Below are 26,805 nucleotides of genomic sequence, written 5' to 3' on the forward strand. Positions count from 1 at the left end.
GCGCACGCACCGATCCGATCGGCGCATCGGCAGGCCACTAGAGCACTGCGGCGACGGCATAGACGGATCGACCTAACGCCAGGCGGCCATGCCAGCCGCCGTTGGCGAATGCGGCGTGCGCGTCGTGGCGAGGTCACTGCGCGTCGCGCACTGCAGCCGCGCGGACCGATGTTCAACGCGCATCAATCGATGAGAAAGCAGCAATTATCAACGTCGACCATCTCGACCAGAATCGAGTGCCTCAGATGTCATACGTCCATGCATACCTATCGTGGAGGGCGATTTATGCAGAGTTCCAGCAGTGAGGCAACGCGCCAGTCGAAACTCGGGATGGTGCTGAGGGTGACCTCGGGCAACTTCCTCGAGCAGTTCGACTTCTTCCTGTTCGGCTTTTACGCAACGCAGATCGCCGCGACCTTCTTCCCTGCGAGCAACGAATTCGCGTCCCTGATGATGACCTTCGCCGTGTTTGGCGCGGGCTTTCTGATGCGGCCGCTGGGTGCGGTGATCCTGGGTGCCTACATCGACGATGTCGGGCGCCGCAAGGGCTTGATCGTCACCTTGGCGATCATGGCCAGCGGTACGGTGCTGATCGTGCTGGTGCCAGGCTACGCCAGCATCGGCTTGTGGGCACCGGCCCTGGTGCTGCTTGGCCGCCTGCTGCAGGGCTTTTCGGCCGGCGCCGAAATGGGCGGCGTGTCGGTGTATCTGGCCGAGATGGCCACACCCGGTCGGCGCGGCTTCTACGCCAGTTGGCAATCGGCCAGCCAGCAGCTTGCCATCGTCGCTGCGGCCGCAATCGGGTATGCGCTCAACCAGCTGATGGCGCCGCAGGACCTGGCGCAGTGGGGCTGGCGAATTCCGTTCGGCATCGGCTGCGTCATCATTCCTTTCATCTTCTTGCTGCGGCGAAGCCTGGAAGAGACTGCAGAATTTGCCCAGCGCCGGCAGCCGGTCACGATGAAGCAAGTGATGCGCGGGCTTGCGAACAATGCCGGCATCGTGATCGCCGGCGGCTTGATGGTCGCGCTGACGACGACCGCGTTCTATCTGATCACCGTCTACGCCCCCACCTTCGGCAAGAGCGTACTCAAACTCAGCACCGGCGATGCGTTGATCGTCACGCTGTTGGTAGGCGTCTCCAATTTCATCTGGTTGCCGATCGGTGGCGCGCTCAGCGACCGCTTCGGCCGCAAGCCGCTGCTGGTGAGCATGGCGGTGGTATGCATGGTAACGGCCTATCCGGTGCTTGCGTTTCTCGCGGCCGCACCGAGCTTTACGCATATGTTGCAGGCGCTGCTGTGGCTGTCCTTCATCTACGGCCTCTACAACGGCGCCATGATTCCGGCGCTCACCGAACTCATGCCGGCGCATGTGCGGGTCGCCGGATTCTCGCTTGCCTACAGCCTGGCGACCGCGGTGTTTGGCGGCTTTACGCCGGTGATGTCCACCTGGCTGATCCATGTCACCGGCGACAAGGCCGCGCCTGGCTACTGGCTGGTCTTCGCGTCGGCGTGCGCGCTGGGGGCCACGCTGTTTCTGTATCGCCGCCAGAGCAATCCCGCGACGGCGACCGGCCTGGATACCGCGGCAGGAGCGACGAAATGATGCGGACCATGTGGAAAAAGTGGCTGGGTGCGATCGTTGCAACGGCTCTGCTGTCGACAGCGGCAGGCGCGCAGGAATTGACCGTGATGACCTCCGGCGGTTTCACGGCCGCCTTCGATCGCCTGGCCCCGCGATACACCAAGCAGACCGGGGTGAAGGTCACCACCCTGCTTGGCCCTTCCATGGGCGAAACGCCACAAGCCATTCCCAACCGGCTCGCACGCGGCGAGCATGCCGATGTGGTGATCATGGTCGGTAGCGCGCTGCAGAAGCTGGTCGACGCCGGCGTGGTCGACCCGGCATCGCGGGTGGAGCTGGCCGATTCCAGGATCGGCATGGTGGTGCGCAGCGGTGCACCCAAACCCAAGATCGACAGCGTCGAGCACTTCAAACAGACGCTGCTGCACGCCGATTCGGTGGCCTATTCGGACAGCGCCAGCGGCGTCTATATCGAGACCACGCTGTTCAAGCAGTTGCAGATCCAGGGCCCGATGATGGCCAAGAGCAAGAAGATTCCGCGTCTCCCGGTGGGCACGGTGGTGGCCGATGGCAGCTATCAGCTCGGCTTTCAGCAGGTGGCCGAGCTGCTTCCGGTGGCAGGCGTGGCGTTTGTCGGCAAGATCCCCGAACCGTTGCAGTCGATCACGCGCTACGCCGCCGGTGTTCCGGTCAACGCGCAGCACCCCGAAGCGGCCAGGCGCCTGCTTACGTACCTGCAGTCGGGCGAGGCGCAGGCGGTTGCGCGCGCGACCGGCCTGGATCCGGTGTCACCTTGAACGTGCGGGCATCCGTCGCACCAGTTCCGCCAGTTCCAGCGCGGTCGGTGTCAGCGTGCGTCCGCGACGTTTGAGAAGTCCCACGTTGCGCGATACCTCCGGTTCGACCAGCGGCACCGCCGCCAGCACCGGATGCGGGCCGGAGGGCATGGCAATGGAAGGCACGGCGGCAATACCGACGCCGGCCTCCACCAACCCCAGCAACGTGGTGACATGGCGGGTCTCGCAGATGCTGGGCTTGTCCGGCGTGAATGCAGCCAGCGCCCGATCCAGCACCAGCCGGTTGCCCGATGTCTTGTCCAACGTGATGTAGTCGTAACCGTAGGCCTCCTGCCAGCTGACCTGTGCGCGCCCGGACAGCGGATGGTCCTGGCGGCAGGCAATCACATAGCGCTCCTGCAACAACGGCTCGAACTCCACCTCCGGCGCCAGGTTACCGCTGAAGCTGACCCCGAAATCCGCTTCGCCGGAGGCCACTGCCGCACTGACATGACTGGCGCTGCCGTCGAACAGCCGGATGCGGATCTTCGGAAACAGCTGATGCAGCCCGTGGATTGCCTGCGGCATGAAGTAGTACGCCGCAGACGGCACGCAGGCCACGGTCACCGTGCCCATCCTGCTGGACCCTGCATCGCCGATGTTCATCAGCGCCATATCCAGATCGTCGAGCATGCGCTCGACCTGCGGCATGAACGCCTGGCCGACGGTGGTGAGCGCAACCTTGCGCGTGGTGCGCTCGAACAGCTTGACGTTCAACGCCGACTCGAGCTTGTCGATCCTGCGGCTGAGCGCCGGCTGCGTGATGCGGATGCGTTCGGCAGCGCGGCGAAAGCTGCCGTTCTCGGCGACGGCACGGAATGCCTGCAGATCGTTGAGGTCGAATTTGATGGTCACGGTGCCGCAGCTTCAGTGTTCGATGGCGGTCGCCATAGCATAGACGCTTGCCTGCGGTGCTGCGTCTGACGCCGACAAGTCGCTGCATTCGGATGCATTGCCTGCGTTGGAATTGGCAAAAGCCAGCACTTGCATCGAATTCGACGTGACGCGACGCGACACCACGCCTCACCAGACACTGCCTGTGCGATGGCGCTGCATCGGCCATTCGGACGATCAGGCAAGGATGCCGGATAACCAGGCTCACGCTCGACCCCCGCGCCGCGGCACAGTGGCTGGCAACACGCACCACGTCACTCCCGGGAGACATCACGCATGCATCAGCCACGCTCACTGGACCACTACCGCCTGCTCGGCCGCTCCGGCCTGCGCGTCTCGCCATTGTCGCTGGGCACCATGACCTTCGGCGAAGCCTGGGGCTGGGGCGCAGATGCAGTCGAAGCCAAGCGCATCTTCGACGCCTATGCCGACCGCGGCGGCAACTTCATCGACACCGCGGTGAACTACACCAACGGCGGCTCCGAACGCATCCTCGGCGAGTTGATCAAGGACCGACGCGAACGCTTCGTGCTGGCCACCAAATTCACCATGGCACGCGATGCGGACAACATCAATTCCGGCGGCAATCATCGCCTGAACCTGATTCGCTCGGTCGAAACCAGCCTGCGCCAACTTGCCACCGACCGGATCGACCTGCTGTACCTGCACGCCTGGGATTTCACCACCGCACCGGACGAAGTGATGCGCGGGCTGGAGCATCTGGTGCAATCGGGCAAGGTGCTCTATCTGGGCATCTGCAATACGCCGGCCTGGCGCGTGGCGCAACTGCAGACCCTGGCCGACCTGCGCGGCTGGTCGCCGCTGGTGGCGTTGCAGATCGAGTACAGCCTGGTCGAACGCAGCGTCGAACATGAGCTGCTGCCAATGGCGCGCGAACTCGGCCTGGGCGTGTTGCCGTGGTCGCCGCTGGGCGGTGGCATCCTCACCGGCAAATACAGCCGCGCCGATCTGACCGACGACAATGCGGCAGAGGTCTCGAGCAGCCGTAAGGGGGTGATCGCCTCGACAGGGCATCTCAATGCGCGTTCGCTGGAGATTGCGGATGTGGTCGGTGCGGTCGCCGATGAACTGGGCGCATCGCGCTCGCAGGTGGCGCTGGCCTGGACCTTGCGCAACCCGGCCGTCGTGTCGCCGGTGATGGGCGCACGTACCTTGCAGCAGGCCGAAGACAACTTCGGCGCGCTGGAGATCGTGCTTGCCGACGAGCAACTCGCGCGCCTGGACGCGGTCAGCGCAGTGCCGCCGATCTTCCCCGAACGCTTCATCGGCAGGCCGATGGCGCAGCAGTTGATCTACGGCAGCCATCACGTGCAGCTGCGCACCTGATCACCACGGAGCAGCCATGACCCGACCCTCCACCCTCGCGGCGGCAGCGCTGCTCGTCGCCGCAGCGTTCGCAGGCAACGCCGGCGCCACATCCAAGGACGCTGCATCCACAGACACCTGTGCAGAGCAACCGGTGCCCGCCTGCAACAAGCGCATCGTCGAAGCGGCCTTTGCGCAGTGGCAAAACGGGGGTAGCGGCATCTTCGAGACGCTGCTGTCGCCCGAGGTGGTGTGGACCATCGAAGGCTCCGGCCCGAGCGCCGGCACCTTGCGTGGTCGCGAGGTGTTGGTCGAGGCCGCGGTGCGCCCGCTGAGCGAGCGTCTGGCCTCGCCGCTGCGGCCGGTGCAGCAACGCATCTGGGCCGATGGGGAGCACGTCATCGTGCAGTGGGAAGGCGTGGCCACGCTGCGTGATGGCGGAAGCTATCGCAATCGCTACGCATGGATCATGCGGATGGCCGATGGCAAGGCGGTCGAGGTCAACGCCTTTCTCGACCTGCCCGCCTACGACGCGGTGCTGCAGCGCGGCCATCGCCAACTGCAACGCAGGGCCAGCCCATGAGCGACAGACCCATGAAGGCCGCCATCGCGGTGGCGCTGGGCGCCGGCTCGGCGCTCGCCTGCCCGTTCGCGGCAGCTGCGCAACCGCCCACCGCGCCCACCGCTATCGCGACCCAACAACCAGGACATCCGATGCAAGCACCCCCCTATCTCGGCATGTGGGTCACCGGCGACGGACGGATCCGGCAGCAACTCCTGCCGAACGGCCGCTACGACGAGGCTCGCGACACACGCCAAAGCGCCTACCAGGGCCGCTACGAAATCACCGGCAATCACATCGACTACTGGGACGACACCGGCTTCACTGCCGATGGGCGTTTCGTCAACGAAGATGAGCTGCATCATGGCGGCATGGTGTTCCATCGGCAGCCGCCAGCCTAGAGCGACTGAAAAAAGGACTGCTCGCCATGCTTGATCGCCGGGCCTCGCGCGGCCGCACTGGCTGGCTCCGCGATGCGTTGCGCGTGCTGCAGACCGCAATACGCAGCAACCCATGCCGCACGCGGGATCAGCCCTCGCCTTCCGGCTCCAGCGCCTTGACCAACACCGCGGCCTGGGTGCGGCTGTAGCAGTCGAGTTTTTTCAGGATCGCGGTGACGTGCACCTTGACGGTGTTCTCGGCCAGGCCCAGTTCGTGCGCGATCTGCTTGTTGAGCAGGCCATCGGCCAGGCTCAGCAGCACACGGAACTGTTGCGGCGTGAGCTGGGCGAGTTTGGAGGCCAGTTGTGCGTCGGCCTCCGAGCGCTCGGCCGTCATCGGCGGGAACCAGGTGCCGCCTTCCAGCACGCTGGCCACCGCGGTGCCGATCGATTCGGCCGGCGTGGATTTGGGAATGAACCCGGCCGCGCCGAACTGCTGCGCACGCCGGATCACACGCGGATGATCGTTGGAGGAGATCACCACCACCGGAATGTCCGGGTGCTCGCCACGCACATGCAACAGCGCCGAAAAACCGCGTGCACCGGGCATGGCCAGATCCAGCAGCACCAGCTCGGCCTGCGGATGCGAACGCAGCATGGCACTCAAGGTGGCGGCGCTGGAGGCTTCCACCACGTTGGCCTGCGGCAGGGTCTGCTGGAGCACGTGGATGACGGCGGCGCGGAACAGCGGGTGGTCGTCGGCGACGAGAATAGTGAGATCGGCCATGGCGCCAAGTCTGGCACAGGGCCGCCGCCGATGCCTTTGCCCTAGAGCGTGTCATGTGCTTTGAGGTGAGTGCGAAGGGTCCTGTGGCGCGCCCAGACAAGGCGTGCGCTGCGGCCCAGGCTGGCCGCCTGGGCAAGGTGCGCAACGCGGTCTCGGCGCGCCACAGGGCGGTTCCCGGAGGGTTGGCCGTCAGCGGTGCGGCGCGGGCGCCGCGCGGCTTGCCTTGGCGCCAGCCACGCCGGCGCCACGCAGCACCCGCGCCGCACCGCTGACGGCCAACGCATCTCATCTCAACCTGCATAACACGCTCTAGCGCGGCGGCTGCGTGCTCGCCCGCCAGGCATCCAGAAACTGGCGGCGTTTGAGCTTGTCCAGGTATACCAGCAGGCCGGGGCCGAGCGGGATCGGGCGGAATGGTGGCTGCGCCGAACCGCCGCGACCGCCGGCGGCCGGCAGGATCGGCATCAGCCGCGCCTCGCGCGACAGCACCTGCTGACCGCGCGGCGAGAGCAGATAGTCGAGAAACCGGCGCGCCTCCGGCGCATGCGGCGCCGTCTTGGGGATCACTGCCGTGCGCAACGCCACCAGCGTGTAGTCCTGCGGCTGCACGATGCCCAGCGGCGCCCCCGCATCGATGCGGGCCTGTGCGTAGGAGCCAAGCACGTTGTAGGCCAGCAACAGCTCGCCACGGCTGACGCGGTCGAGCAAGCTGCCGGTGCGCTCTTCCAACACCACCCGGTTGGCCCCCAGCGCAGCGAGCAGCGCACCGGCGATACTGCCCACCTGGCCGTCCTGGGTAGCGAACAGATACCCCACGCCGCTGCGTTCGACATCGTAGGTGCCGACCTTGCCGCGCAGCGGTGCATCGGGCATGCGCAACAACGCCAGCAATTGCCGGCGCGTGCGCGGCACGCGGGCGGCATCCAGCTTGCGCGTGTTGTAGACGATGGCCACCGGCTCGTAGCTGATGCCGAACACTTCATGGCGCCATTGCGCCCATGCCGGCAAGGCTTCGGTCTGTGCGGAGCGATGCGTCAACGCGTGGCCGTCGTTTACCAGTTTGGTCTGCAGATCCATGCTGGCGCTGATCAGCATGTCTGCAGCAGGTGCGCCATGGCCTGGGTGCAGATAACGGTCATAGATGTCCCAGGCGATCACGTCTTCGTAGATCACCTCGGTGCCCGGATGCAACCGTTGGTAGTCCCGGATGACTGCACCGAACACTTCCAGGTCGGTGGAGCCCTGCACGCGCAGCTGCACACGCACCGGGCCCTGTGCGGGAAAGCGACGCACATCGCCTGGCGCCGCGCAGGCGATGCCATGGACCAGCAGCAACACCAGCATCCACATCGGCCGCATCACGCCCCTCCTCCCGGAAAATGCATCGAGGCGATCAAGCCGCCACCGATGCGGTTGGCCAGATCGATGCGCCCGCCATGCGCTTCCACCACGCGCTTGACGATGGCCAACCCCAGACCGGCGCCGCCGACCGGCGCATCCGCCCCACGTACGAAACGCTCGAACACACGCTCGGCTTCGGCTGCGGGAATGCCGGGGCCATGATCGGCAATGGTCAGTACGTGATGGTTGCCGTCGCTGGTGAGCGCCACCTGCAGCGAGGCACCGGCACCGTATTTGCATGCGTTGTCGATCAGGTTTTTCAGCGCCTCGCGTAGCAGCAAGGCATCGCCACGCAGCAGCGCCGGTTGCGGGTCGATCGCCAGCTGCACGCGCGGTGCGCCTGGGCTGCGCGGCAGCGCTTCGTGCAAGGCCTGATGCAACACCTCGGCCAGATCCACGGTGGCAAAGCGCTGCAGGTTGGCACGATGGATCACGCTGGCATCGCTGAGCAACTGATTGAGCAACCGGCTCATGTGGCTGGCGTTGCGCTCGATCGCCACCAGGCTGCGTTGCATCTCGCGCGGGTCGTCGTCGTCCATCGCCAGCTGCGCCTGCGCGCGCAAGGCCGCCAGCGGCGTGCGCATCTGGTGCGCGGCCTCGGCCATGAAGGCGCGCAAGGTTTCGTTGCTGGACGAAAGCCGCGCCATGAACCGGTTGAGCGCGGTCACCATCAACTGCATTTCCTGCGGCGCCGGCACGTTCAGCGGCTTGAGGTCGGAGGGCTCGCGCCGCGACAGATCGCCCTCGATGCGCTGCAGCGGCCGCAACGCGCGATAGACGCCCAGCCACACCAGGCCCAGCGCCAGCAGCGACAGCACGCCGATCGCGACCAAGGCGTTGAGCACCACATCGCGCGCCACCGCATCGCGTGCGCGCCGGGTCTGGCCCACCTGCACGCGCACCTCGCCCTGCCCAGACGCCGACGCCACCCGATGCATCACCACCGCAAAGCGCACCGGCTCGCCGCTGTACTGCGCATCGAACAACAGCGGCCGCTCGTCGCGCGGCGCACGCGGCGGCAGCGGCAGCGTGTCTTCGCCAGTGATGGTGCGGCCCTGCGCATCGAACACGCGATAGAACACGCGGTCCTCCGGCGCCATGCCGAGCAGATCCAGCGAGGCGTACGGCAGATCCACCTGCCAGTCGCCGCCGACCAACGCCACGCTGTCGATGATCGACAGGGCCGAGGACACCAGCAGGTGATCGTAGGACCGATTGGCCGCACGCTGGCCGTAATCGCGTGCGGCAAAGAACAGCACCACCGCACCCAGCAGCGACAGGCTGCCCAGATACAGCAGCAAGGTGCGCCGGATCGACGGTGCCACCGTCAGCGGCTCAGCCATCGACGCCCGGCTCCATCGGCGCATGCGGGTCGGCTTCTTCGAGTTTGTAACCGGCACCGCGCACGGTGACGATACGCAACGGCGCGGCGGCCAGTTTGCGCCGCAGCCGGCCGACATACAGCTCGATCGCGTTGGGCCCGGCGTCGTCGTCGAAGCCGAACAACCCGTTGCCGATCTCGTCCTTGCCAACCACCTGCCCGAGCCGTCCGATCAGGATTTCAAACAGGCGATATTCGCGATTGGGCAACTCGATCGGCACGCCATCCAGCAGCAGCGTGTGCGCGGCATTGTCGAAGACGAATCCACCGATCTGCACCACCTCGCTGGCCTGGCCCCGATTACGCCGCAGCAATACGCGGCAACGCGCTTCGAACTCCCGGAAGTCGAACGGCTTGCCCAGGTAATCGTCCGCACCGACATCCAACGCCTGCACGCGGTCTTCGATGCCATCGCGCGCGGTCAGCATCAGCACCGGCGTGGCATCGCCCCGCTCGCGCATGCCGGCCAGCACCCGCAGTCCATCGAGTTTGGGCAAACCGATATCCAGCACCACCAGATCGAAGCTCTGATACCGCAACACACTCGCCGCCGCCAACCCATCGGCCTGCCAATCCACCGCATGCCCGCTACGGCGCATGCGCCGCACGATGGCATCGGCGAGGTCGGCATTGTCTTCGACTAGCAGAAGGCGCATTGGGTGGGGAATCGTGAATAGGGAATGGGGAATCGCAACGGCGCTGGGCCGCGGCCGGAAGGTAACAGGCCCAGAGAACAAAAGCTTCTACACCTCGGCACCCGCTGCCGCGATCCCGCTGTTGCGATTCCCCATTCCCGATTCTCCTTCCCTCGCACTGACAGGTCCATGACAGCTTCGCCGGACTAGGCTGCTGCCAACGCGCCGCGGCGGTTGTGCGGTGCATCGTCAAACGTGATTCACACATGTACCTGGGAGGGTCTGTGAGCAACGACACTTTGCGTTTGCGTGCCTTGGGCGCCTGCGCGGCGATCTGCCTGGCACCGGCGGCACATGCAGCCGACGAGGCCGGCCCGGTCACTGCCGAACTGGGCGGACGGGTGCATTGGGACTTCACCGTGTTCGACAACGACGACCGTGGTGCACGCGAGCACAACGACACCCAGTTCCGCCGCGTGTGGCTGGACGTGTCCGGCAAGTTCTACGGGTTCAATTACAAGGCCGAGGCGGATTTCGCCGGCCTGCAATACGAAGCAGGCAGCCGCGGCATCCTGGCGCGCGATGTCTATGTCGCCAAGAAGTTTTCGGCCGGTACGTTGACCGTCGGCCAGTTCAAGCAGTACTTCTCGCTCGACGATCGCACCGGCTCCAACTACGGCCCGTTCCTGGAACGCGGCTATGCCTCGACCACGCTGGCGCCGATCTACCGCAAGGCCATTTCCTGGCAGACCAATCGCCCGGATGCGACTTGGTCCACGTCTGCCTACAGCCTGGAAAGCATCGATAATTCTTCGACCAAGGGCGGTGCGCTCGGCACGCGCCTGACCTACGCGCCGGAGATGGGCGAGGCACGCCTGCGCCACCTGGGTATCTCGCTGGCGCACGAGCGCTATTCGCATCCGGGCAGTGGTGGCGCTTCGTCGCTGCTGATCCGCCCACGTCCGGAAAACGATCTGGCCAACAATAGCCGCATCACCCTGGCGCGCTTTGCCGATGGGCGCGATACCGATTTCGATAAATGGTCGCTGGAATATGCCGAAGTGCTCGGGCCGTGGTCGTGGCAGAGCGAATTCAGCGGCGGCCTGCTCGACGATGGCGCGCAGCACGCCGAGGTGTTGGCCAGCTATGGGCTGGTCAGCTGGTTCGTCACTGGCGAATCGCGCGGGTACGACCGCAAGACCGGCCGCTTCAGCCGCATCGCCACGCCCAACCGCCCCTCCGGTGCGTTCGAGCTGGCATTGCGCTACGACTACATGCGTGGCGACCAGCATCTGGACGGGCAACCGGACTTCATCAATGCCAGCACGCAGTCGTGGACGCTGGGCGGCAACTGGTATTTCAAGCCGAACCTGCGCGTGATGCTCAACGTGATCGATAGCCGCAACCGCAACCGCATCGCCAACGCAGTGGTCGACCACACGCTGGCGGTGACCGGCCGCTTTCAGTACGACTTCTGATGCGCAACTGCATCGTGTCGGCAATCGGAAAGACCGACGTGCGCACGCTGTTCGCGCATATCTGCGCAACGCGCCGCTACGTCGATACGCCCGCGCGCAACGCCGCGCTTGCGCCACCTCGCGTGCGTCCAGCAGCAACCGCGCACCTGCATCGTCGGCGCTGCGCACCTTGCGCAACGCTGAGCTCCACTCTCCCCCTGCTGTACGCCTCAAAGGATTCGCCCGCATGCTGACCGCGCTCGGTTTCGGAATGGTGATCACCTTCATGTACCTGATCATGAGCAAGCGGCTATCGCCGTTGGTGGCTTTGATCACGGTACCGATCGTGTTCGCGTTGCTGGGCGGCTTCGGCACCGGCATCAACGAGATGATGCTCGAAGGCATCAAGAAGATCGCGCCCACCGGCGTGATGCTGATGTTCGCCATCCTGTATTTCGGGGTGATGATCGATGCCGGGCTGTTCGACCCGCTGGTCGGCCGCATCCTGCGCCTGGTCAAGGGCGACCCGCTGAAGATCGTGATGGGCACGGCGATCCTGGCGATGCTGATCTCGCTCGACGGCGACGGCTCCACCACCTACATGATCACCGTCTCGGCCATGTTGCCGCTGTACCAGCGCCTGGGCATGAACGCGCTCAACCTCACCTGCGTCACCATCCTTGCCAGCGGCGTGATGAACCTGACTCCGTGGGGCGGCCCCACCGCGCGTGCGGCCACCGCGCTGCATGTGGAACCGGGCGATGTGTTCGTGCCGCTGGTGCCGGCCATGCTGCTGGCGATCGCCGGCATCCTTGCGCTGGCGTGGTATCTGGGCATGCGCGAACGCCGCCGCCTGGGCGTGGTGCGCCTGCCGGCGGACGGCAACTGGCTGGACACCAGCATCCCCGAAGACAACGACGCCCTGCCGCGCGTGGAAGACACCGAGGACATGAAGCGGCCCAAGCTGCTGTGGGTGAATCTGCTGTTGACGTTGGTCTTGATGGGCGCGCTGGTGAAGGGCGTGCTGCCGATGCCGGTGCTGTTCATGATCGGCTTCGCGCTGGCGCTGATGATCAACTACCCCAATCTGGCCGAACAGCGCCGCCGCCTGGTCAACCACGCCGGCAACGTGCTGTCGGTGGTGTCGCTGATTTTCGCTGCCGGCATCTTCACCGGCATCCTGTCCAACACCGGCATGGTCGAAGCGATGTCGCGCAGTTCTCTGGCCGTCATTCCCGATAGCTGGGGTCCGTACCTGGCGGTGATCACCGCCATCGTCAGCATGCCGTTTACGTTCTTCATGTCCAACGACGCGTTCTATTTCGGCGTGCTGCCGATCCTGTCGGAAGCCGCAGGCCATTACGGCATCACCCCGGTGGAAATGGCCCGCGCTTCGCTCGCCGGCCAGCCGGTGCACCTGCTCAGCCCCCTGGTGCCATCGACCTATCTTTTGGTCGGGTTGGCCAAGGTCGACTTCGCCGACCATCAACGCTTCACGCTCAAGTGGGCGGTGTTGATTTCGCTGTTGATGCTGGGCGGCGGGTTGTTGTTTGGTCTCTTTCCACTCGCGCGTTGACTGCCGCCGGGAATGGGGAATCGGGAGTGGGGAATCGGTAGGGCGGCGCTATGCAGTCGTTTCGATTCCTGACGTCCAAATACGAAAACAGATACCGAAAAGCGGCTCTTGTCTCTACCGATTCCCCAGTCCCGATTCCCCATTCCCAAACTCCGAAGGAGTTAAACACCAATGACTCTCCGCATCGCATACGTCACCAGTGGCATGGGTAGTGTCGGTACCGCGATCTGCCAGAAGCTGGCGCGCAGCGGGCATACCGTGGTTGCCGGTTGCGGGCCTAATTCGCCACGCAAGGCGTCGTGGTTGCGCGAGCAGCGCGAGTTGGGCTTCGATTTCGTGGCATCCGAAGGCAATGCCGCCGATTGGGAGTCCACCGTGGCTGCGTTCGCCAAGGTCAAGGCTGAAGTCGGCGAGATCGATGTGCTGGTCAACAATGCCGGCGGCAGCCGCGACACCTTGTTCCGGCAGATGACGCGCGACGACTGGAATGCGGTGATCGCCAGCAACCTGCATTCGCTGTTCAACATCACCAAGCAGGTGGTCGACGGCATGACCTCGCGCGGCTGGGGGCGCATCGTCAACATCGGCTCGGTCAGCGCACACAAGGGCCAGATCGGGCAGATCAATTTCGCCACTGCCAAGGCGGCAATGCATGGCTTCAGTCGCGCGTTGGCGCAAGAGGTCGCCTCGCGCGGGGTCACCGTCAACACCATCTCGCCCGGCTATATCGCCAGCGCCTCGATCAGCAGCTTTCCACCGGATGTGCTCGATCGCCTGGCCACCTCGGTGCCGGTGCGCCGGCTCGGCAAACCGGCCGAAGTTGCCGGACTGTGCGCCTGGCTCGCCTCCGATGAGGCCGCCTATGTCACCGGTGCCGATTACGCGGTGAATGGCGGGCTCTACATGGGCTAAGCGAGCGCACGACCGACGGCCGTTGCGCTGTACGCACAACACGCTCTCGCCGCGCACCTCTGCATGTCCCGCTGCCCACCTGCCCCGCACGTCCGCCGCCCGATCTGCGGGAGCGCCCACCAGGCCAGCAGATCCGTGCGCGTGTGCGCCCCGCCCGCGTGCACAAGCAGCCGCCACCGTGCGGACGACCCGCCTCTAGTGCGAACTGATTACACTCTGGCTTTTCCGCAGCGCGCTGCCATGGCCAAACCTTCAGACCGCACAACGCTCACTGCCCGTCCGCAGATGGCCGACATCGCGCGCATGGCGGGCGTGTCCGAATCCACTGTGTCGCGTGCCCTGGCCGGCAGCCCGGTCGTGGCCGAACGCACCCGCGCCTACATCAAGCAGATTGCGGCCGATGCCGGCTACCAGGTCGACCCGGTGGCACGCAGCCTGCGCGCCAAACGCTCCAACACCGTGAGCGTGGCAGTGCCGATGATGCATGCGCTGGATCAGCCGCTCTCGGACCCGTTCCTGATGACCATGCTGGCGCTGCTGGCCGAAGAGCTCACCGGACGCGGTTACAGCATGCTGCTCTCCAAACTGGACCGGCATCAGGATGGCTGGGTGGAACAACTTGCGCGCGGCAGCCGCTCCGACGGCGTCATCGTGCTGGGGCAAAGTTCCGAACACGCCGCGCTGGATGCAGCCGCACGCGACGGCCTGCCGATGGCGGTCTGGGGCAGCCGCATCGATGGGCAGTCGTACATCAGCGTGGGCAGCGACAATTTCCAGGGCGGCGTACTCGCCACCGAACATCTCATCGCCAGCGGCCGCCAACGCATCGCCTTCTTGGGCGATGACCAATTACCAGAGGTGGCGCCGCGATTTGCCGGCTATCGCCACACGCTGGAACGGCACGGGCTGGAATTCGATACGCGGCTGCACGCGCGCAGCCATTTCGTCAGCGAAGATGCTTACCGCCTCACCCGCGCGATGCTCAAGAAAACCGACCCACCCGATGGCTTGTTCGCCGCTTCCGATGTGATCGCCGTGGGCGCAATCCGCGCCCTGGTCGAGGCCGGCCACCGCGTGCCGCAAGACATCTCGCTGGTGGGCTTCGACAATATCCCGCTGGCTGCCTATAGCCAACCGCCGTTGACCACCGTGCAGCAGGATCTGGGCTTGGCGGCGCGGCTGTTGGTCGATCGGCTGCTGGCGTTGATTGCAGGCGAGCAAGTGCAATCGGTTGAAATGCCGGTGAAGCTGGTGGTGCGCGAGTCGGCGTGAGGCCGGGAATCGGGAATCGGGAATCGGGAATCGGGAATCGGGAATCGGGAATCGGGAATCGCAAGAGCGTGCTTGACCGCGAGCCGAGCGCAACTGCGCGTGGTCGCTAGGGCATTGAACGGCGGCCGTTATGCAGCAACGCAGGCGGGGTGACTACGCCGCCACCGCCTTCGGCTTACGCAAGCGCACGCACAGCATCGCCGCTGCCGCTGCCAGCATCAGCGCGCCGGCCAGGCGGACCACGTTGCGCGGGTCGCCGTGCAGCACATGCTCGTAATACAGCGGCAAGGTGACGATCTGGATCAGCATCGGCAGCACGATGAACAGGTTGAACAAGCCCATGTACACACCGGTGCGCTCGGGCGGGATGCTGTCGGCCAGCATCAGATACGGGTTGCCCATCATGCTGGCCCAAGCCAGGCCAATGCCGATCATCGGCAGCAACATCAGCCAGCGATTTTCGATGCCAGGCAGTAGCCACATGCCGATACCGGCGGCGACCAGGCAGGCCGCATGCGTGTACTTGGGACCGAAGCGACGCACCACCGGCACCATCGCGAACGCCGCCAGAAACGCGACGAAATTGTAAAACCCGCCAATCTGCCCATTGACCAGGCCGGCCTCGCGGAAACCATGCGAGGTGGGGTCGGTGGTGCCGAACAACGTGGTCGACAGCGACAGCACGATGTATTGCCAGTAGCAAAAGATCGCGTACCACTGAAACAGCATGACCGGCGCCAACTGGCGCATGGTGGGCGGCATCTCGCGCAGCGCGCTGCCGATTTCGCGCACGGTCGCCCCCAGCCCGGCGCCGCTCTGGCGGATGCGTGCGATCTCTGCCGGCGCGATCGCCGGTTCGCGCACGCTGCGTGCCGTGAGCAGGATCGAGCCCGCTGAAAAGCCCGCGCCGATCACGAACGCAGCGATGGTGACGTAAGGGATGTGGTGTGCGTTGGCAGCGTCCTGGTTCATGCCCATCCCCACCAGCAACGGCGGCGTGAGATAGGCCAGCGTCTGCGCAAGGCCGGTAAATGCGCTCTGGGTGAGATACCCCAGCGGTCGCTGGGGCGGCGTCAGTACGTCGCTCACCAGCGCACGGTAAGGCTCCATTGCCACGTTGTTGGCCGCATCCAGCACCCACAGCAGGCACACCGCCATCCACAGCGCGGTACTGAATGGCATCGCCAGCAAGCACAGGCTGCACACCAACGCCCCCAGCACCATGTACGGCATGCGCCGGCCCCACCGCGTCACCGAGCGGTCGCTCCAGGCCCCTACGAACGGCTGCAGCACCAGGCCGGTGATCGGCCCGGCCAGCCACAGGTACGGCAGGTTGGCGTGGTCGGCGCCCAGATAGTTGTAGATCGGACTCATGTTGCTCTGCTGCAGCCCGAAGCTGTATTGCACGCCAAAAAAACCGGCGTTGAGCGCCAGGATGCGCGCGAAGGAGAGCGGAGGAACGGTCGACGACATGCAAAGCCCTGGGCATCGGTGCGGCTCCCAGCGGCCGCAGCGCACTGTACCTTGCCGCCGTTGCAATCGATTGTAACGCTGCGTCGCAGCACGTTTTCCTGCCCGGAATAAATCAGATTTAACTTGGAATTTATGTTGCGCCGCAAGATTGCAATCGATTGTATTGCGGCGTATTACTGCGCTCGCACTGCAGGCCACATGGCCGCTCCCTGGGAGGGGACGATGCAGGCGTCGGCACACCACCATCTGTGAGAGAGAGAATCGCAATGTCCACCTTGCACACCATGCGCCTGCACGCCCTGGCCTGCGCGGTCGTGTCCTGCCTGTGCGCGCCCGCTGCGCTGGCCCAGGACACCGCCGCTGCTGCGCCGGCCACGCCGCCGGCTGCCGACAGCGCCGCGGTCAATCTGGATTCGGTGTTCGTCACCGGTACGTCCACCGCCACCACCAAACTCAAATCCAGCGTCTCGGTCAGCACCGTCGGTGCCGAGGCCGTCGAACAATCGGCGCCGCGCAGCACCGCAGAAATCTTCCGCAATATCCCCGGCATCCGCTCCGAATCCAGCGGTGGCGAAGGCAATGCCAACATCGCCGTGCGTGGGTTGCCGGTGGCCTCCGGCGGCGCGAAATTCCTGCAGCTGCAGGAAGACGGCCTGCCAGTGATGGAGTTCGGCGATATCGCCTTCGGCAACTCGGACATCTTCCTGCGTTCGGATTTCACCCTGGACCGCATCGAAGCCATCCGCGGCGGTTCGGCGTCGACCTTCACCAGCAACGCGCCCGGCGGCATCATCAACTTCATCAGCAAGACCGGCGACACCGCCGGCGGCAGCGTCGGCGTCAGCCGCGGCCTGGACTACGACAACACCCGCATCGATTTCAATTACGGCGCACCGTTCGCCGAGCAGTGGCAGTTCAACATCGGCGGTTTCTTCCGACAGGGCGATGGCGTGCGCGATGCCGGTTACACCACCGACAAGGGTGGCCAACTCAAGGCCAACCTCACCCGCCTGTTCCACAATGGCTATGTGCGCGTGTATGGCAAATACCTCAACGACCGCGCCGCCGGCTACCTGCCGGTGCCCACCTCGGTGCGCGGCCGCGATGGCTCGCCAGACCTGGGCGGCTTTCCCGGTTTCGATCCCGGCAACGACACCTTGTACAGCCGCAACTTCCGCACCGACGTGGGCCTGGACGGCAACAACCAGCCGCGCCGCACCGATCTGGGCGACGGCATGCACCCCATCTCGCGCACCATCGGTGCCGAGGCCTGGTTCGACTTGGGCAATGGCTGGAATCTGAGCGAGAAGTTCCGCGTCGCCGACAACAGCGGCCGCTTCGTCAGCCCGTTCCCGGTCGAAGTCACCGACGCCGCGTCGCTGGCCGCATCCATCGGCGGTGCCGGTGCGCAGCTGGTGCAGGCCAGCGGCCCCGACGCCGGCCAGGCCTATACCGGTAACGCAATCCGCACCCACCTGTTCAACGTGGCCATCAACGACCTGGGCAACGTCACCAACGACCTCAGCGTCTCGCGCGAGTTCGGCGGCGACGGGCGTACGCTGAACCTGCGCATGGGCTATTACAGCTCGCGCCAGACCATCGACATGGACTGGACCTGGAATTCCTACGTGCAGAGCCTGGGCCGCAATTCGCGCTTGCTCAACGTGGTGGACGCGGCCGGCGTCTCACGCTCGCAGAACGGCCTGTACGCATACGGCACGCCGTTCTGGGGCGACTGCTGCGTCACCCGCAGCTACGATGTGCGTTACGACGTCAACGCGCCCTACGTTGCGCTGACCTTCGACAGCGGCAAGTTCAGCATTGATGGCAGCCTGCGCTACGACATGGGCGATGCGCGCGGCAGCTACAACGGCACCGCCATCGCACAGAACCTGGATGTCAACGGCGATGGCGTGATCCAACCGGTGGAACAGCGCGTGGCCACGGTGGACACCGCCAATTCGCGGCCGGTGGACTACGATTGGAATTACCTGTCGTACTCGCTGGGCGGCAACTATCTGATCACCGACGACCTGGGCGCGTTTGCGCGCATCAGCCGCGGCGCACGCGCCAACGCAGACCGGTTGTTGTTCGGCGTCGTGCGCGACGACGGCTCGGTGTCTTCCGAGGAAGGCGTCAATGTGGTGCGCCAGGCCGAAGCCGGCCTGAAGTGGCGCCGCGACGGGCTGAGCCTGTTCGCCACCGCGTTCTCTGCGCGTACCCAGGAGCAGAACTTCGAAATCACCAGCCAGCGCTTCTTCAATCGCAGCTATGAAGCGCACGGCGTGGAACTGGAAGCCAGCTACCGCTATGAAGGGTTTACCCTCAACGGCGGCCTGACCTGGACCGATGCAGAAATCTCGCGCGATCAGATCACCCCGGAAAATGCCGGCAACGTGCCGCGCCGCCAGGCCGATGTGGTGTGGCAGCTCACGCCCAGCTACCGCGGCGACAACTACCAGTTCGGCGTGAACCTGATCGGCACTACCGACGCCTATACGCAGGACGCCAATCAGTTGAAGATGCCCGGCTACACGCAGGTGAACCTGTTCGGCGACTACCGCGTCACCGATGCGCTCACCGTGGCGCTCAACGTCAACAACCTGTTCAACACCTTCGGCCTGACCGAAGCCGAAGAGGCGACCATCCCGGCCAATGGCATCATTCGCGCGCGTTCGATTGCCGGCCGTACCACCAGCATCAGCTTGCGTTACGACTTTTAAGGACCCCGCGCCGGGTCCTGCCCGGCGGCTTCCAATGAGCACCTGCCCGATCGATTCCCCCGCACTGCGCGCGGCTTTTGCCGCGCCGCTGGACCCGCAACACGCCGAGGTGCTGTTGTCGCGCTACGACCAGCACGCATCGCGTTTGCTGGATGCCTTGCATGCGCTCTACGGCCAGCGTGCCGACTATGCGTCGTGGTTGGCGCAATGGCTGGGCGAGGTGGGCGACATCGCCCGGCAACGCCCGCAAGCCTTGCAAACGCTAGACAGCACGCGGCACGCCGGCTGGTTCGGCCAACAGCACATGCTCGGCTACAGCGCCTACGCAGACCGCTTTGCCGGCACGCTGCAAGGCGTGGCCGAGCGCGTGCCGTATCTGCAGGAACTGGGCGTGCGCTACCTGCATCTGCTGCCATTCCTGCGCGCACGCGCCGGCGACAACGACGGCGGCTTTGCGGTCAGCGATTACGGCCAGGTGGAACCAAGCCTGGGCAGCAACGACGACTTGGTCGCGCTTACCAGCCGCCTGCGCGAAGCCGGCATCAGCCTGTGCGCTGACTTCGTGCTCAATCACACCGCCGACGATCACGCCTGGGCACAGGCGGCCCGCGCCGGCGATGCACGTTATCTCGACTACTACCATCACTTTGCCGACCGCACCCTGCCCGACCGGTACGAAGCCACGCTGGGGCAGGTGTTTCCGCATACAGCGCCCGGCAACTTCACCTGGGTGGACGACACCGCGCAGTGGATGTGGACCACGTTCTATCCGTATCAATGGGATTTGAACTGGAGCAACCCGGCCGTGTTCGGCGACATGGCCCTGGCGATGCTGCGGCTGGCCAACCTGGGCGTGGAAACATTCCGCCTGGATTCCACGGCCTATCTGTGGAAACGCATCGGCACCGATTGCATGAATCAACCCGAGGCGCACACCCTGCTGGTGGCGCTGCGCGCGGTAACCGATATCGTGGCGCCGGCGGTGGTGATGAAGGCCGAAGCCATCGTGCCGATGACGCAACTGCCGCCGTACTTCGGCAGCGGCGTGGATGAGGGCCACGAATGTCATCTGGCCTACCACAGCACGCTGATGGCAGCCGGCTGGTCGGCACTGGCGTTGCAACGCGGCGACATCCTGCACAACGTGATCGCGCACAGCCCACCATTGCCGCGCCACTGTGCATGGTTGAGCTATGTGCGTTGCCATGACGATATCGGCTGGAATGTGCTGCAGCACGAAGCCTGCGGCAATGCCGCGCAACCGCCGTTTTCGCTCCGCGATGTGGCGCGCTTCTATGCCAACGCGGTACCGGGCAGTTACGCACGCGGCGAGAGTTTCCAGAGCAGCGGCGACGGCGTGCATGGCACCAACGGCATGGCTGCTGCACTCGCGGGCATCCAGGCCGCGCAGGAGGCAGGCGATGCGGCGGCGTTGGCGGTTGCAGTGGACCGGCTGGTGTTGCTGTATGCCATTGCGCTTGCCATGCCGGGCGTTCCGCTGATCTACATGGGCGACGAATTGGCGATGGTCAATGACCCCGGCTATCGCCACGACCCGCACCGCCAGCATGAAGGCCGTTGGCTGCATCGGCCGGCGATGGATTGGCAGCTTGCCGCGCAGCGTCACGATGCCAACAGCCTGAGTGGCACGGTGTACCGACGCTTGCGTGGATTGATCCGGCAACGTGCCGCGTTAGGCGCGTTGGCAGCAGATCAAGCACTGGCAAGCATTGCGCTGAATGATCCTCGCGTGTTCGTGCTGACGCGTGGCGACAGTTTCATCGCCTTGCATAACTTCAGCGACCAGCCGCTCGACGTGGAGCTTGCAGCGATCGGCATCGATGGATGGACGCTGCTTGCCATCGATGACGCGATTGGTGGCGCCGCCGCAAGGGGCGATGGATCGATCGTGCTTCCGCCTTACGGCGTGCGTTGGCTGCAGCGTGGGACTGAGCATGCGCCTGAATGAGCGTGAGTAGTGATGTGCCGCGCGTTTAGTGAGCCGCACCTTCGTCTGCGCCCCGCTCCGCGTACCCACTTAGCTAGTGCAAGCGCAGCATGGCCCGCGCACCAGGAGCGCGCGGGCCATGCCTTGAGTCCCGAAGGGAACGGGGCTTTTTCAAGACCCGTCGATTGCAAAGATCAGCGCTTTGCCAGCGCCAGCAGCGTTTCTGCGGTTTTCTCCGAAGACGCCGGGTTCTGACCGGTGACCAGGGTGCCGTCGGTGACCACGTACACGCCCCAATCGGCGCCCTTTTCGTATTTGCCGCCGAGTTCGGTCAGCACGTCTTCGACCAGGAACGGCACGATCTTGGTCAGGCCCACGCCCTCTTCTTCGCTATTGGTGAAGCCGGTGACGCGGCGGCCATTGATCAGCGGCGTGCCGTCGCTGCCCTTGACCCGACGCAGCGCGCCTGGTGCGTGGCACACAAGACCGTGCGGCTTGTCGGCCTCGGCAAACGCTTCGATCAGCGCGATCGAATCGGCGTCTTCGGCCAGATCCCAGAGCGGGCCGTGGCCGCCCGGGTAGAACAGCACATCGAAGTCCTCGGCCTTGACGTCGGCCAGACGGTGCGTGCTTGCCAGGGCTTGTTGCGCCTCGGGATCCTGCTTGAAGCGCTTGGTGGCGTCGGTTTGTGCGTCGGGCTCGTCGCTCTTGGGATCCAGCGGCGGCTGGCCACCCTTGGGCGAAACCAGGGTGATGTCCGCGCCTGCATCCTTGAACACGTAATACGGCGCGGCGAATTCTTCCAGCCAAAACCCGGTTTTCTTGCCGGTGTCGCCGAGCTGGTCGTGGGACGTCAGCACCATCAAGACTTTCATCGCATCGCCTCATGTCATGGCCCAACTGGGCAAGGCGGCCAGTGTGCAGTTCAGCCCGTTGCAGCCTCGTGTAGAGCGCGTGGTACCCGCTGCATGTTCATAGATGTAGCGATTGCGTCCAACAGACCAATGCGGCCGACAGGAGCGCGGGGGCTCGGAACGCCGCATGTGCACTTGATCGACACCGGGCTCCTGCGCGCCATCCACGCCCACCCAACAATTTCTCGCCAGCTGTGTTAGCAACTGTCGAGCGCCGCGATGCGCCGCAACTGCAGCGAACGCCTTGCCTCACACATTCATTGCCGGCGGCTGCAGCTGATCCATGCGGATGCGGTTGGCGAACAACGAGAACGCCAACATGCCAGCCAGCCCGCTGACACGGCTCACCCACGGCGGCAGCCAACGTGGGGCGACCAGTACGCCGCTTTCGAACAACGGCGCAAAGCGCGCTACATCGCCCAACGCCATCTTGCCGGCGAACAGGCAACGGCACAGCTGCAGCTGGTCGCGCTGCAACGAATGGCGGAAGAAAGTGTGCACCGCGACCAACCCACGCAGATACACGGTGTCCTTGGTGAATGCCCCACCGCCACTGGTCGGCACGCCACGGAACACGCGCTGGGCCGACGAAAAACTTTCTGCAGCGCTCTGGCCGCCTGCGGTGAAATAGCGAAATACCTCGATGAAATCCGCACCCGAGCGCGCCATCGCAATCGCTTCGATGCGCAGGCTGATGCGCTTCATGCGCTCGATATCGATGCTGCCGGTGATCTGCTCGGCAAACGTGGCCAAGCCTTCCTGCGTTGCGGTCGTGCGCGGGGAAGAAATGCCCAGGCTGGGCAAATGCACCTGCGCGCGCCCGTTGAGCGCCGTCAGCGAATGCACCAGCGCCTCGTGATGGAACAGCTGCGCGCGGTCGTAATCGCTGAACGTGGCACCGGTACGCAAGCGAATGCGATGCGCGCCGGCAGCCGCCTTGGCGAGCAGATCCGGATCGAGCGTGACGGTGATGATGCGCCCCTCGAAAAACCCATCCAGATCGTTCTGCAACTGCATGCGCAACGCCGTCGCCGAGACCGGCACTTGCTCTTCCGGCGCCATCAGCTCGCGATCCAGTTCCTGCGCGATCTGGATGAAATGCTGCGCCGCTTCGCGGGTGCTCGGCCCGTTGCCCGGCATTGGGTCCTCCGGCACGCCGAACAATTGCGCCGAGTAATCGCTCACCGCCGCGGTGCCCAACGACTCCAGCAACCCTGCGGCAAGACTCCAGCTATGCGCCGAATCGATGAGGTATTCGCCCAGCGGATGATGCGGGTCGGCGTCCTTGGCGATGGCGGCCAGTTCGCGCCGTGTATCGCCGAAATCCAGCGTTGGATACTCGACCTGCGGCAATTCCGGCTGCCCGCGCGCCACGCTCTGCAGAAACGGCTCCTGCAGCGAGCGCGGCCAGCTGGCCAAGGCCAGCAGACGCACACCGCGCACGGCCTTGACCAGGCGCGCATCCAATGCCGCGTGATGGACGATGTCCGGCGGCCGCTTGCGCGATGGCATCAGTGCCGTCCGGGACGATCGACGCTGGCCGGCCGCTTGCCCGAGCCCTTGCCGCGATTGTTCTGCGCAACACGCGTGGCGAGCTTTTCGGCCGCGCTGGCCACTTCCATGCGCAGCTTCATGTAGTTGGCAACGCGCTCCGGGTCCAGCTCGCCGGCGTCGATCGCCGCACGCACCGCACAGCCCGGCTCGGCGATGTGCGCGCAATCGTTGAAGCGGCACTGCGCCGCCAGCGCCTCCACGTCCGAAAAACCACCTTCGGCCAGATCCTCTTCGCCGGTCGGCTTGAGCTCGCGCATGCCGGGCGTGTCGATCAGACACGCCCCGGACGGCAACGGAATCAACGCACGGTGCGTGGTGGTATGCCGGCCGCGCGAATCGTTTTCGCGCACGGCATTGGTCTTCATCTTCTGCGTGCCGAGCAGCGTATTGGTCAGGGTCGATTTGCCCGCACCGGACGAGCCCACCAGCACCGCAGTGCGGCCGTCGCCCAGCCACGGCCGCAACGCGGCCACGCTATCCGGATCCTTGGCGTTGACCGCGCGCAACGGAATGTTCTGCGCCTCCAGCTCTTCCAGCACCGCCAGCGCGTCTTCGGCGTATTCGGTCTGATCGGCCTTGGTCAGCACCACCACCGGCTGCGCACCGCCACCGCCCACCAGCAACAGATAGCGCTCGATGCGACGCGGGTTGAAGTCCGCATCCAGCCCACACACGATGAACACCGTATCGATATTGGCCGCGATCACCTGCTGGTGGTAATGCTCGCCGGCCGCTCCGCGCTTGATCGAGGTGCGCCGCGGCAGCAGCGCCACGATGCGCTTGCCCTCCATCAACACCCAATCGCCCACCGCCGCCCGCTCATGGCTGGGAAAGCGCGGCCGCTGCCACTCCGGCAACGACTCGGCCTTGACGCTGGCCTCCGGCGTATCGGCCACCACATAACCGGTGCGATGCTGCTCCACCACCCGCGCCGGCAGCGCCTGCGGATGCGCGGCGAACACCGCCTGCCAGGCCGCTTCTTCAGGCGGCCCCAGCCAGGGCCAGCCGATGGATTGGAGGGTGGGGTAATCGGGGGATGTGTCGCTCATTGGGCGATTCTAGCTGGCTGGCCACAGCGGCTTGTGCAAGCGTGTGCTGCCCGGAGCGTGACGCCCCCTTGACATCGTTGCCGATGCAAGCATGTCCGCCTGTCATATTTCCGCTACCATGCCAAGCCTCACGCCTACAACCGGCCCGTCGCATGTCCACTGCCCCGCAAAAGCCGCTCGCCATCCGCGAGCGTCTGTCCGAAGTCCGCTACGAAATCCGGGGCGAGCTGGCGCGACGAGCGCGGGAGCTGGAGGCGCAGGGCCGCAAGCTGATCAAGCTCAATATCGGTAACCCGGGTGCGTTCGGCTTCCGTGCGCCGGAGCATCTGCAGCGCGCCATCGCCGACGACATGGGCCGCACCGATCCGTACACCCATCAGCAAGGCCTGCCGGAAGCGCGCGAGGCGATCGCCACCGCATATGCGCGGCGCCAGCATCCGGATGCGCATCCGGACCGCATCTTCGTTGGCAACGGCGTCAGCGAACTGATCGATCTGTCGCTGCGTGCGCTGCTCAATCCCGGCGACGAAGTGCTGGTGCCCTCGCCCGACTATCCGCTGTGGTCGGCCGCGACCATCCTCAACGATGGTCGTCCCGTGTATTACCGCTGCGCCCCGGAAAACGGCTTCCAGCCGGACCCAGTGGAGATCGAGACGCTGGTGTCCTCGCGCACCCGCGCCATCGTGCTGATCAATCCAAACAATCCCAGCGGCGCCAGTTATTCGCGCGAACTGCTGGAGCGCATCGTGGCGATCGCCACCAAGCACAATCTGCTCTTGATGGTCGATGAGATCTACGACCAGGTGCTGTACGACGACGCGGCCTTCGTGCCGGTCGCGCCGCTGGCCGGCGCGCACCCGTGCATCACTTTCAGCGGCCTGAGCAAGGTGCATCGCGCCTGCGGTTGGCGCGTGGGCTGGGCACTGCTGTCGGGCGACCAAGCGCGCATCAACGACTTGCGCAATGCGATGGACCTGCTCGGCGCCTTGCGCCTGTGCGCCAATGTACCAGGCCAGTACGCCATCGATGCGGCCGTGAACGGGCCGGACACCATCTCGGCATTGTGCGCACCCGGCGGACGGCTGTACGAAACCCGCCGCGCGGTGATCGAGGCCTGCGCGGCCAGCGAGCATCTGTCGCTGGTGGCACCGGCCGGTGCGCTGTATGCGTTCCCGGCAGTGGTGGGCGCGGCGGCGCGCAACTTCGACGATCATGCGTTCGCCCTCGATCTGATGAACGAGGAAGGCGTGCTGGTGGTTCCCGGCTCCAGCTTCAACGTGCCGTATCGCCATCATTTCCGCGTGACATTGATGCCGGAAGCCGGTGTGATGCGCGATGTGTTCGCGCGCATCGACCGTGCACTGGCACGCCGCGCCGAAGCGGTCACCAAGGTGGTTCCACTCAAGCCACGCAGCGTGGCCTGATGGCGGCGCCTGGCACGCCGCTGCGCTATTTGGCGCTCGGCGATTCGTACACCATCGGCGAAGGCGTTGCGCCTGCCCAGCGTTGGCCATCGCAACTGGTCGATGGTTTACGGGCATACGGTTGGAACGTGGCGCCGCCGCAGATCATCGCCACCACCGGCTGGACCACCGACGAGTTGCAGGCCGGGATCGACGCTGCTGCACCGCAGGCGCCGTTCGAACTGGTGAGCTTGCTGATCGGCGTCAACAACCAGTACCGCGGGCGCTCGCTGGACGCGTACCGCAGCCAGTTCGATGCGTTGTTGCAGCGCGCGATCGGGTTCGCCGGTGGGCTTGCGGCACGCGTGTTCGTGCTGTCGATTCCCGATTGGGGGCTGACTCCGTTTGCGCATGCGCAAGGCGGCGATGCGGCACTGATCGGCGCACAGATCGATGCCTTCAACAACGTGGCCGCCGAACGCTGCGCCGCGCGCTCGGTGCGCTTTGTCGACATCACCGCCACCAGCCGCGATGGCGGCGACGCTGCCGACATGCTGGTCGACGATGGCCTGCATCCCTCCGGCGCCATGTATGCGCGCTGGACCGCATTGGCACTGCCAGCAGCGCGCGATGCGATAGCGGCTGCCAACGCGATCGGGATGGAGCATGCCATGCGTGGGCAGCCCCCATCGCGTTAGCAGGGCCCAAGCTCGCCGCGCACCAAGCCTCATTGCC

The 26,805-nt window shown here is 65.3% G+C and carries 22 protein-coding genes; 13 read left to right on the forward strand and 9 right to left on the reverse strand.

The window, feature by feature from the left end; all coding sequences use genetic code 11:
* Positions 1-258: 258 nt before the first annotated feature.
* Both tcuC and AMD14_RS17995 read left to right on the forward strand, forming a co-directional pair.
* Positions 259-1,608, forward strand: a complete 1,350-nt coding sequence (gene tcuC / locus AMD14_RS17990) for an MFS transporter (protein ID WP_011052301.1) — start codon at positions 259-261, stop codon at positions 1,606-1,608.
* A gap of 8 nt (positions 1,609-1,616) precedes the next feature.
* Positions 1,617-2,384 carry a substrate-binding domain-containing protein gene (locus AMD14_RS17995; protein ID WP_033482323.1) on the forward strand — a complete coding sequence of 256 codons (768 nt, stop codon included), beginning with the start codon at positions 1,617-1,619 and terminating at the stop codon, positions 2,382-2,384.
* On the opposite strand, the gene AMD14_RS18000 is transcribed toward AMD14_RS17995, so the two are convergent.
* On the reverse strand, positions 2,376-3,278 hold the full coding sequence (locus AMD14_RS18000; protein WP_011052303.1) for a LysR family transcriptional regulator: 903 nt from the start codon (positions 3,276-3,278) through the stop codon (positions 2,376-2,378). The genes AMD14_RS17995 and AMD14_RS18000 overlap by 9 nt on opposite strands.
* Before the next feature lie 315 nt (positions 3,279-3,593).
* Between AMD14_RS18000 and AMD14_RS18005 the strand changes: the two genes are divergently transcribed.
* From AMD14_RS18005 to AMD14_RS18015, 3 genes are read left to right on the forward strand one after another with little or no spacing between them, the layout of a single operon-like run.
* Positions 3,594-4,664 (forward strand): aldo/keto reductase, encoded by a 1,071-nt coding sequence (locus AMD14_RS18005; RefSeq protein ID WP_011052304.1) that lies wholly within the window; start codon positions 3,594-3,596, stop codon positions 4,662-4,664.
* Positions 4,665-4,680: 16 nt separating this feature from the next.
* On the forward strand, positions 4,681-5,226 hold the full coding sequence (locus AMD14_RS18010) for a nuclear transport factor 2 family protein (RefSeq protein WP_005921661.1): 546 nt from the start codon (positions 4,681-4,683) through the stop codon (positions 5,224-5,226).
* Positions 5,227-5,237: 11 nt separating this feature from the next.
* Positions 5,238-5,606 (forward strand): Atu4866 domain-containing protein, encoded by a 369-nt coding sequence (locus AMD14_RS18015; RefSeq protein ID WP_015463585.1) that lies wholly within the window; start codon positions 5,238-5,240, stop codon positions 5,604-5,606.
* A 127-nt stretch (positions 5,607-5,733) separates the two neighbouring features.
* Here the strand turns inward: AMD14_RS18015 and AMD14_RS18020 are convergent, their stop codons facing one another.
* From AMD14_RS18020 to AMD14_RS18035, 4 genes are all read right to left on the reverse strand, one after another.
* A complete protein-coding gene (locus tag AMD14_RS18020) occupies positions 5,734-6,372 on the reverse strand; it encodes a response regulator (RefSeq protein WP_003483405.1) in 639 nt (212 codons plus the stop codon).
* 309 nt (positions 6,373-6,681) lie between these two features.
* Positions 6,682-7,731 carry an ABC transporter substrate-binding protein gene (locus AMD14_RS18025; RefSeq protein ID WP_005920681.1) on the reverse strand — a complete coding sequence of 350 codons (1,050 nt, stop codon included), beginning with the start codon at positions 7,729-7,731 and terminating at the stop codon, positions 6,682-6,684.
* Entirely contained in the window at positions 7,731-9,116 is a 1,386-nt protein-coding gene (locus AMD14_RS18030) for a sensor histidine kinase (protein WP_003483410.1), read from the reverse strand. The genes AMD14_RS18025 and AMD14_RS18030 overlap by 1 nt, the downstream gene beginning before the upstream one ends.
* On the reverse strand, positions 9,109-9,810 hold the full coding sequence (locus tag AMD14_RS18035; protein ID WP_003483413.1) for a response regulator transcription factor: 702 nt from the start codon (positions 9,808-9,810) through the stop codon (positions 9,109-9,111). Before AMD14_RS18035 ends, AMD14_RS18030 begins: the two co-directional genes overlap by 8 nt.
* Positions 9,811-10,073: 263 nt before the next feature.
* Here AMD14_RS18035 and AMD14_RS18040 point away from each other — a divergent pair, with 263 nt between their 5' ends.
* The 4 genes from AMD14_RS18040 (at position 10,074) to AMD14_RS18055 (ending at position 15,006) form a co-directional block, all read left to right on the forward strand.
* The gene (locus AMD14_RS18040; protein ID WP_011052306.1) at positions 10,074-11,267 is read left to right on the forward strand and encodes an OprO/OprP family phosphate-selective porin; all 1,194 of its coding nucleotides are present in this window, start codon (positions 10,074-10,076) and stop codon (positions 11,265-11,267) included.
* A gap of 226 nt (positions 11,268-11,493) precedes the next feature.
* Entirely contained in the window at positions 11,494-12,822 is a 1,329-nt protein-coding gene (locus tag AMD14_RS18045) for a CitMHS family transporter (RefSeq protein WP_011052307.1), read from the forward strand.
* Between the two features lie 171 nt (positions 12,823-12,993).
* Positions 12,994-13,734 (forward strand): acetoacetyl-CoA reductase, encoded by a 741-nt coding sequence (gene phbB / locus AMD14_RS18050; RefSeq protein ID WP_005920685.1) that lies wholly within the window; start codon positions 12,994-12,996, stop codon positions 13,732-13,734.
* 240 nt (positions 13,735-13,974) lie between these two features.
* On the forward strand, positions 13,975-15,006 hold the full coding sequence (locus AMD14_RS18055) for a LacI family DNA-binding transcriptional regulator (RefSeq protein ID WP_011052308.1): 1,032 nt from the start codon (positions 13,975-13,977) through the stop codon (positions 15,004-15,006).
* Between the two features lie 153 nt (positions 15,007-15,159).
* Here the strand turns inward: AMD14_RS18055 and AMD14_RS18060 are convergent, their stop codons facing one another.
* The gene (locus AMD14_RS18060; RefSeq protein WP_011052309.1) at positions 15,160-16,479 is read right to left on the reverse strand and encodes an MFS transporter; all 1,320 of its coding nucleotides are present in this window, start codon (positions 16,477-16,479) and stop codon (positions 15,160-15,162) included.
* Between the two features lie 266 nt (positions 16,480-16,745).
* On the opposite strand from AMD14_RS18060, the gene AMD14_RS18065 reads away from it, so the two are divergent.
* Together AMD14_RS18065 and AMD14_RS18070 are read left to right on the forward strand one after the other, a co-directional pair.
* The gene (locus tag AMD14_RS18065; protein ID WP_015463587.1) at positions 16,746-19,202 is read left to right on the forward strand and encodes a TonB-dependent receptor; all 2,457 of its coding nucleotides are present in this window, start codon (positions 16,746-16,748) and stop codon (positions 19,200-19,202) included.
* A gap of 34 nt (positions 19,203-19,236) precedes the next feature.
* Positions 19,237-21,171 (forward strand): amylosucrase, encoded by a 1,935-nt coding sequence (locus AMD14_RS18070; protein WP_011052311.1) that lies wholly within the window; start codon positions 19,237-19,239, stop codon positions 21,169-21,171.
* A 173-nt stretch (positions 21,172-21,344) separates the two neighbouring features.
* On the opposite strand, the gene AMD14_RS18075 is transcribed toward AMD14_RS18070, so the two are convergent.
* The 3 genes from AMD14_RS18075 to rsgA all read right to left on the reverse strand — a co-directional run bounded on the left by AMD14_RS18075 (position 21,345) and on the right by rsgA (position 24,667).
* A complete protein-coding gene (locus tag AMD14_RS18075; RefSeq protein WP_003483431.1) occupies positions 21,345-22,025 on the reverse strand; it encodes a type 1 glutamine amidotransferase domain-containing protein in 681 nt (226 codons plus the stop codon).
* 288 nt (positions 22,026-22,313) lie between these two features.
* Entirely contained in the window at positions 22,314-23,576 is a 1,263-nt protein-coding gene (locus AMD14_RS18080) for a flavohemoglobin expression-modulating QEGLA motif protein (RefSeq protein WP_003483433.1), read from the reverse strand.
* Entirely contained in the window at positions 23,576-24,667 is a 1,092-nt protein-coding gene (gene rsgA / locus AMD14_RS18085; RefSeq protein ID WP_011052312.1) for a ribosome small subunit-dependent GTPase A, read from the reverse strand. The genes AMD14_RS18080 and rsgA overlap by 1 nt, the downstream gene beginning before the upstream one ends.
* A 152-nt stretch (positions 24,668-24,819) precedes the next feature.
* On the opposite strand from rsgA, the gene AMD14_RS18090 reads away from it, so the two are divergent.
* Positions 24,820-26,091, forward strand: a complete 1,272-nt coding sequence (locus AMD14_RS18090) for a pyridoxal phosphate-dependent aminotransferase (RefSeq protein WP_011052313.1) — start codon at positions 24,820-24,822, stop codon at positions 26,089-26,091.
* A complete protein-coding gene (locus tag AMD14_RS18095; RefSeq protein ID WP_005934136.1) occupies positions 26,091-26,768 on the forward strand; it encodes an SGNH/GDSL hydrolase family protein in 678 nt (225 codons plus the stop codon). The genes AMD14_RS18090 and AMD14_RS18095 overlap by 1 nt, the downstream gene beginning before the upstream one ends.
* The last annotated feature ends 37 nt before the right edge of the window (positions 26,769-26,805 follow it).

Origin of the sequence: Xanthomonas citri pv. citri, from assembly GCF_000961215.1 — a bacterium.
Classification (GTDB): Bacteria; Pseudomonadota; Gammaproteobacteria; order Xanthomonadales; family Xanthomonadaceae; genus Xanthomonas; species Xanthomonas cissicola.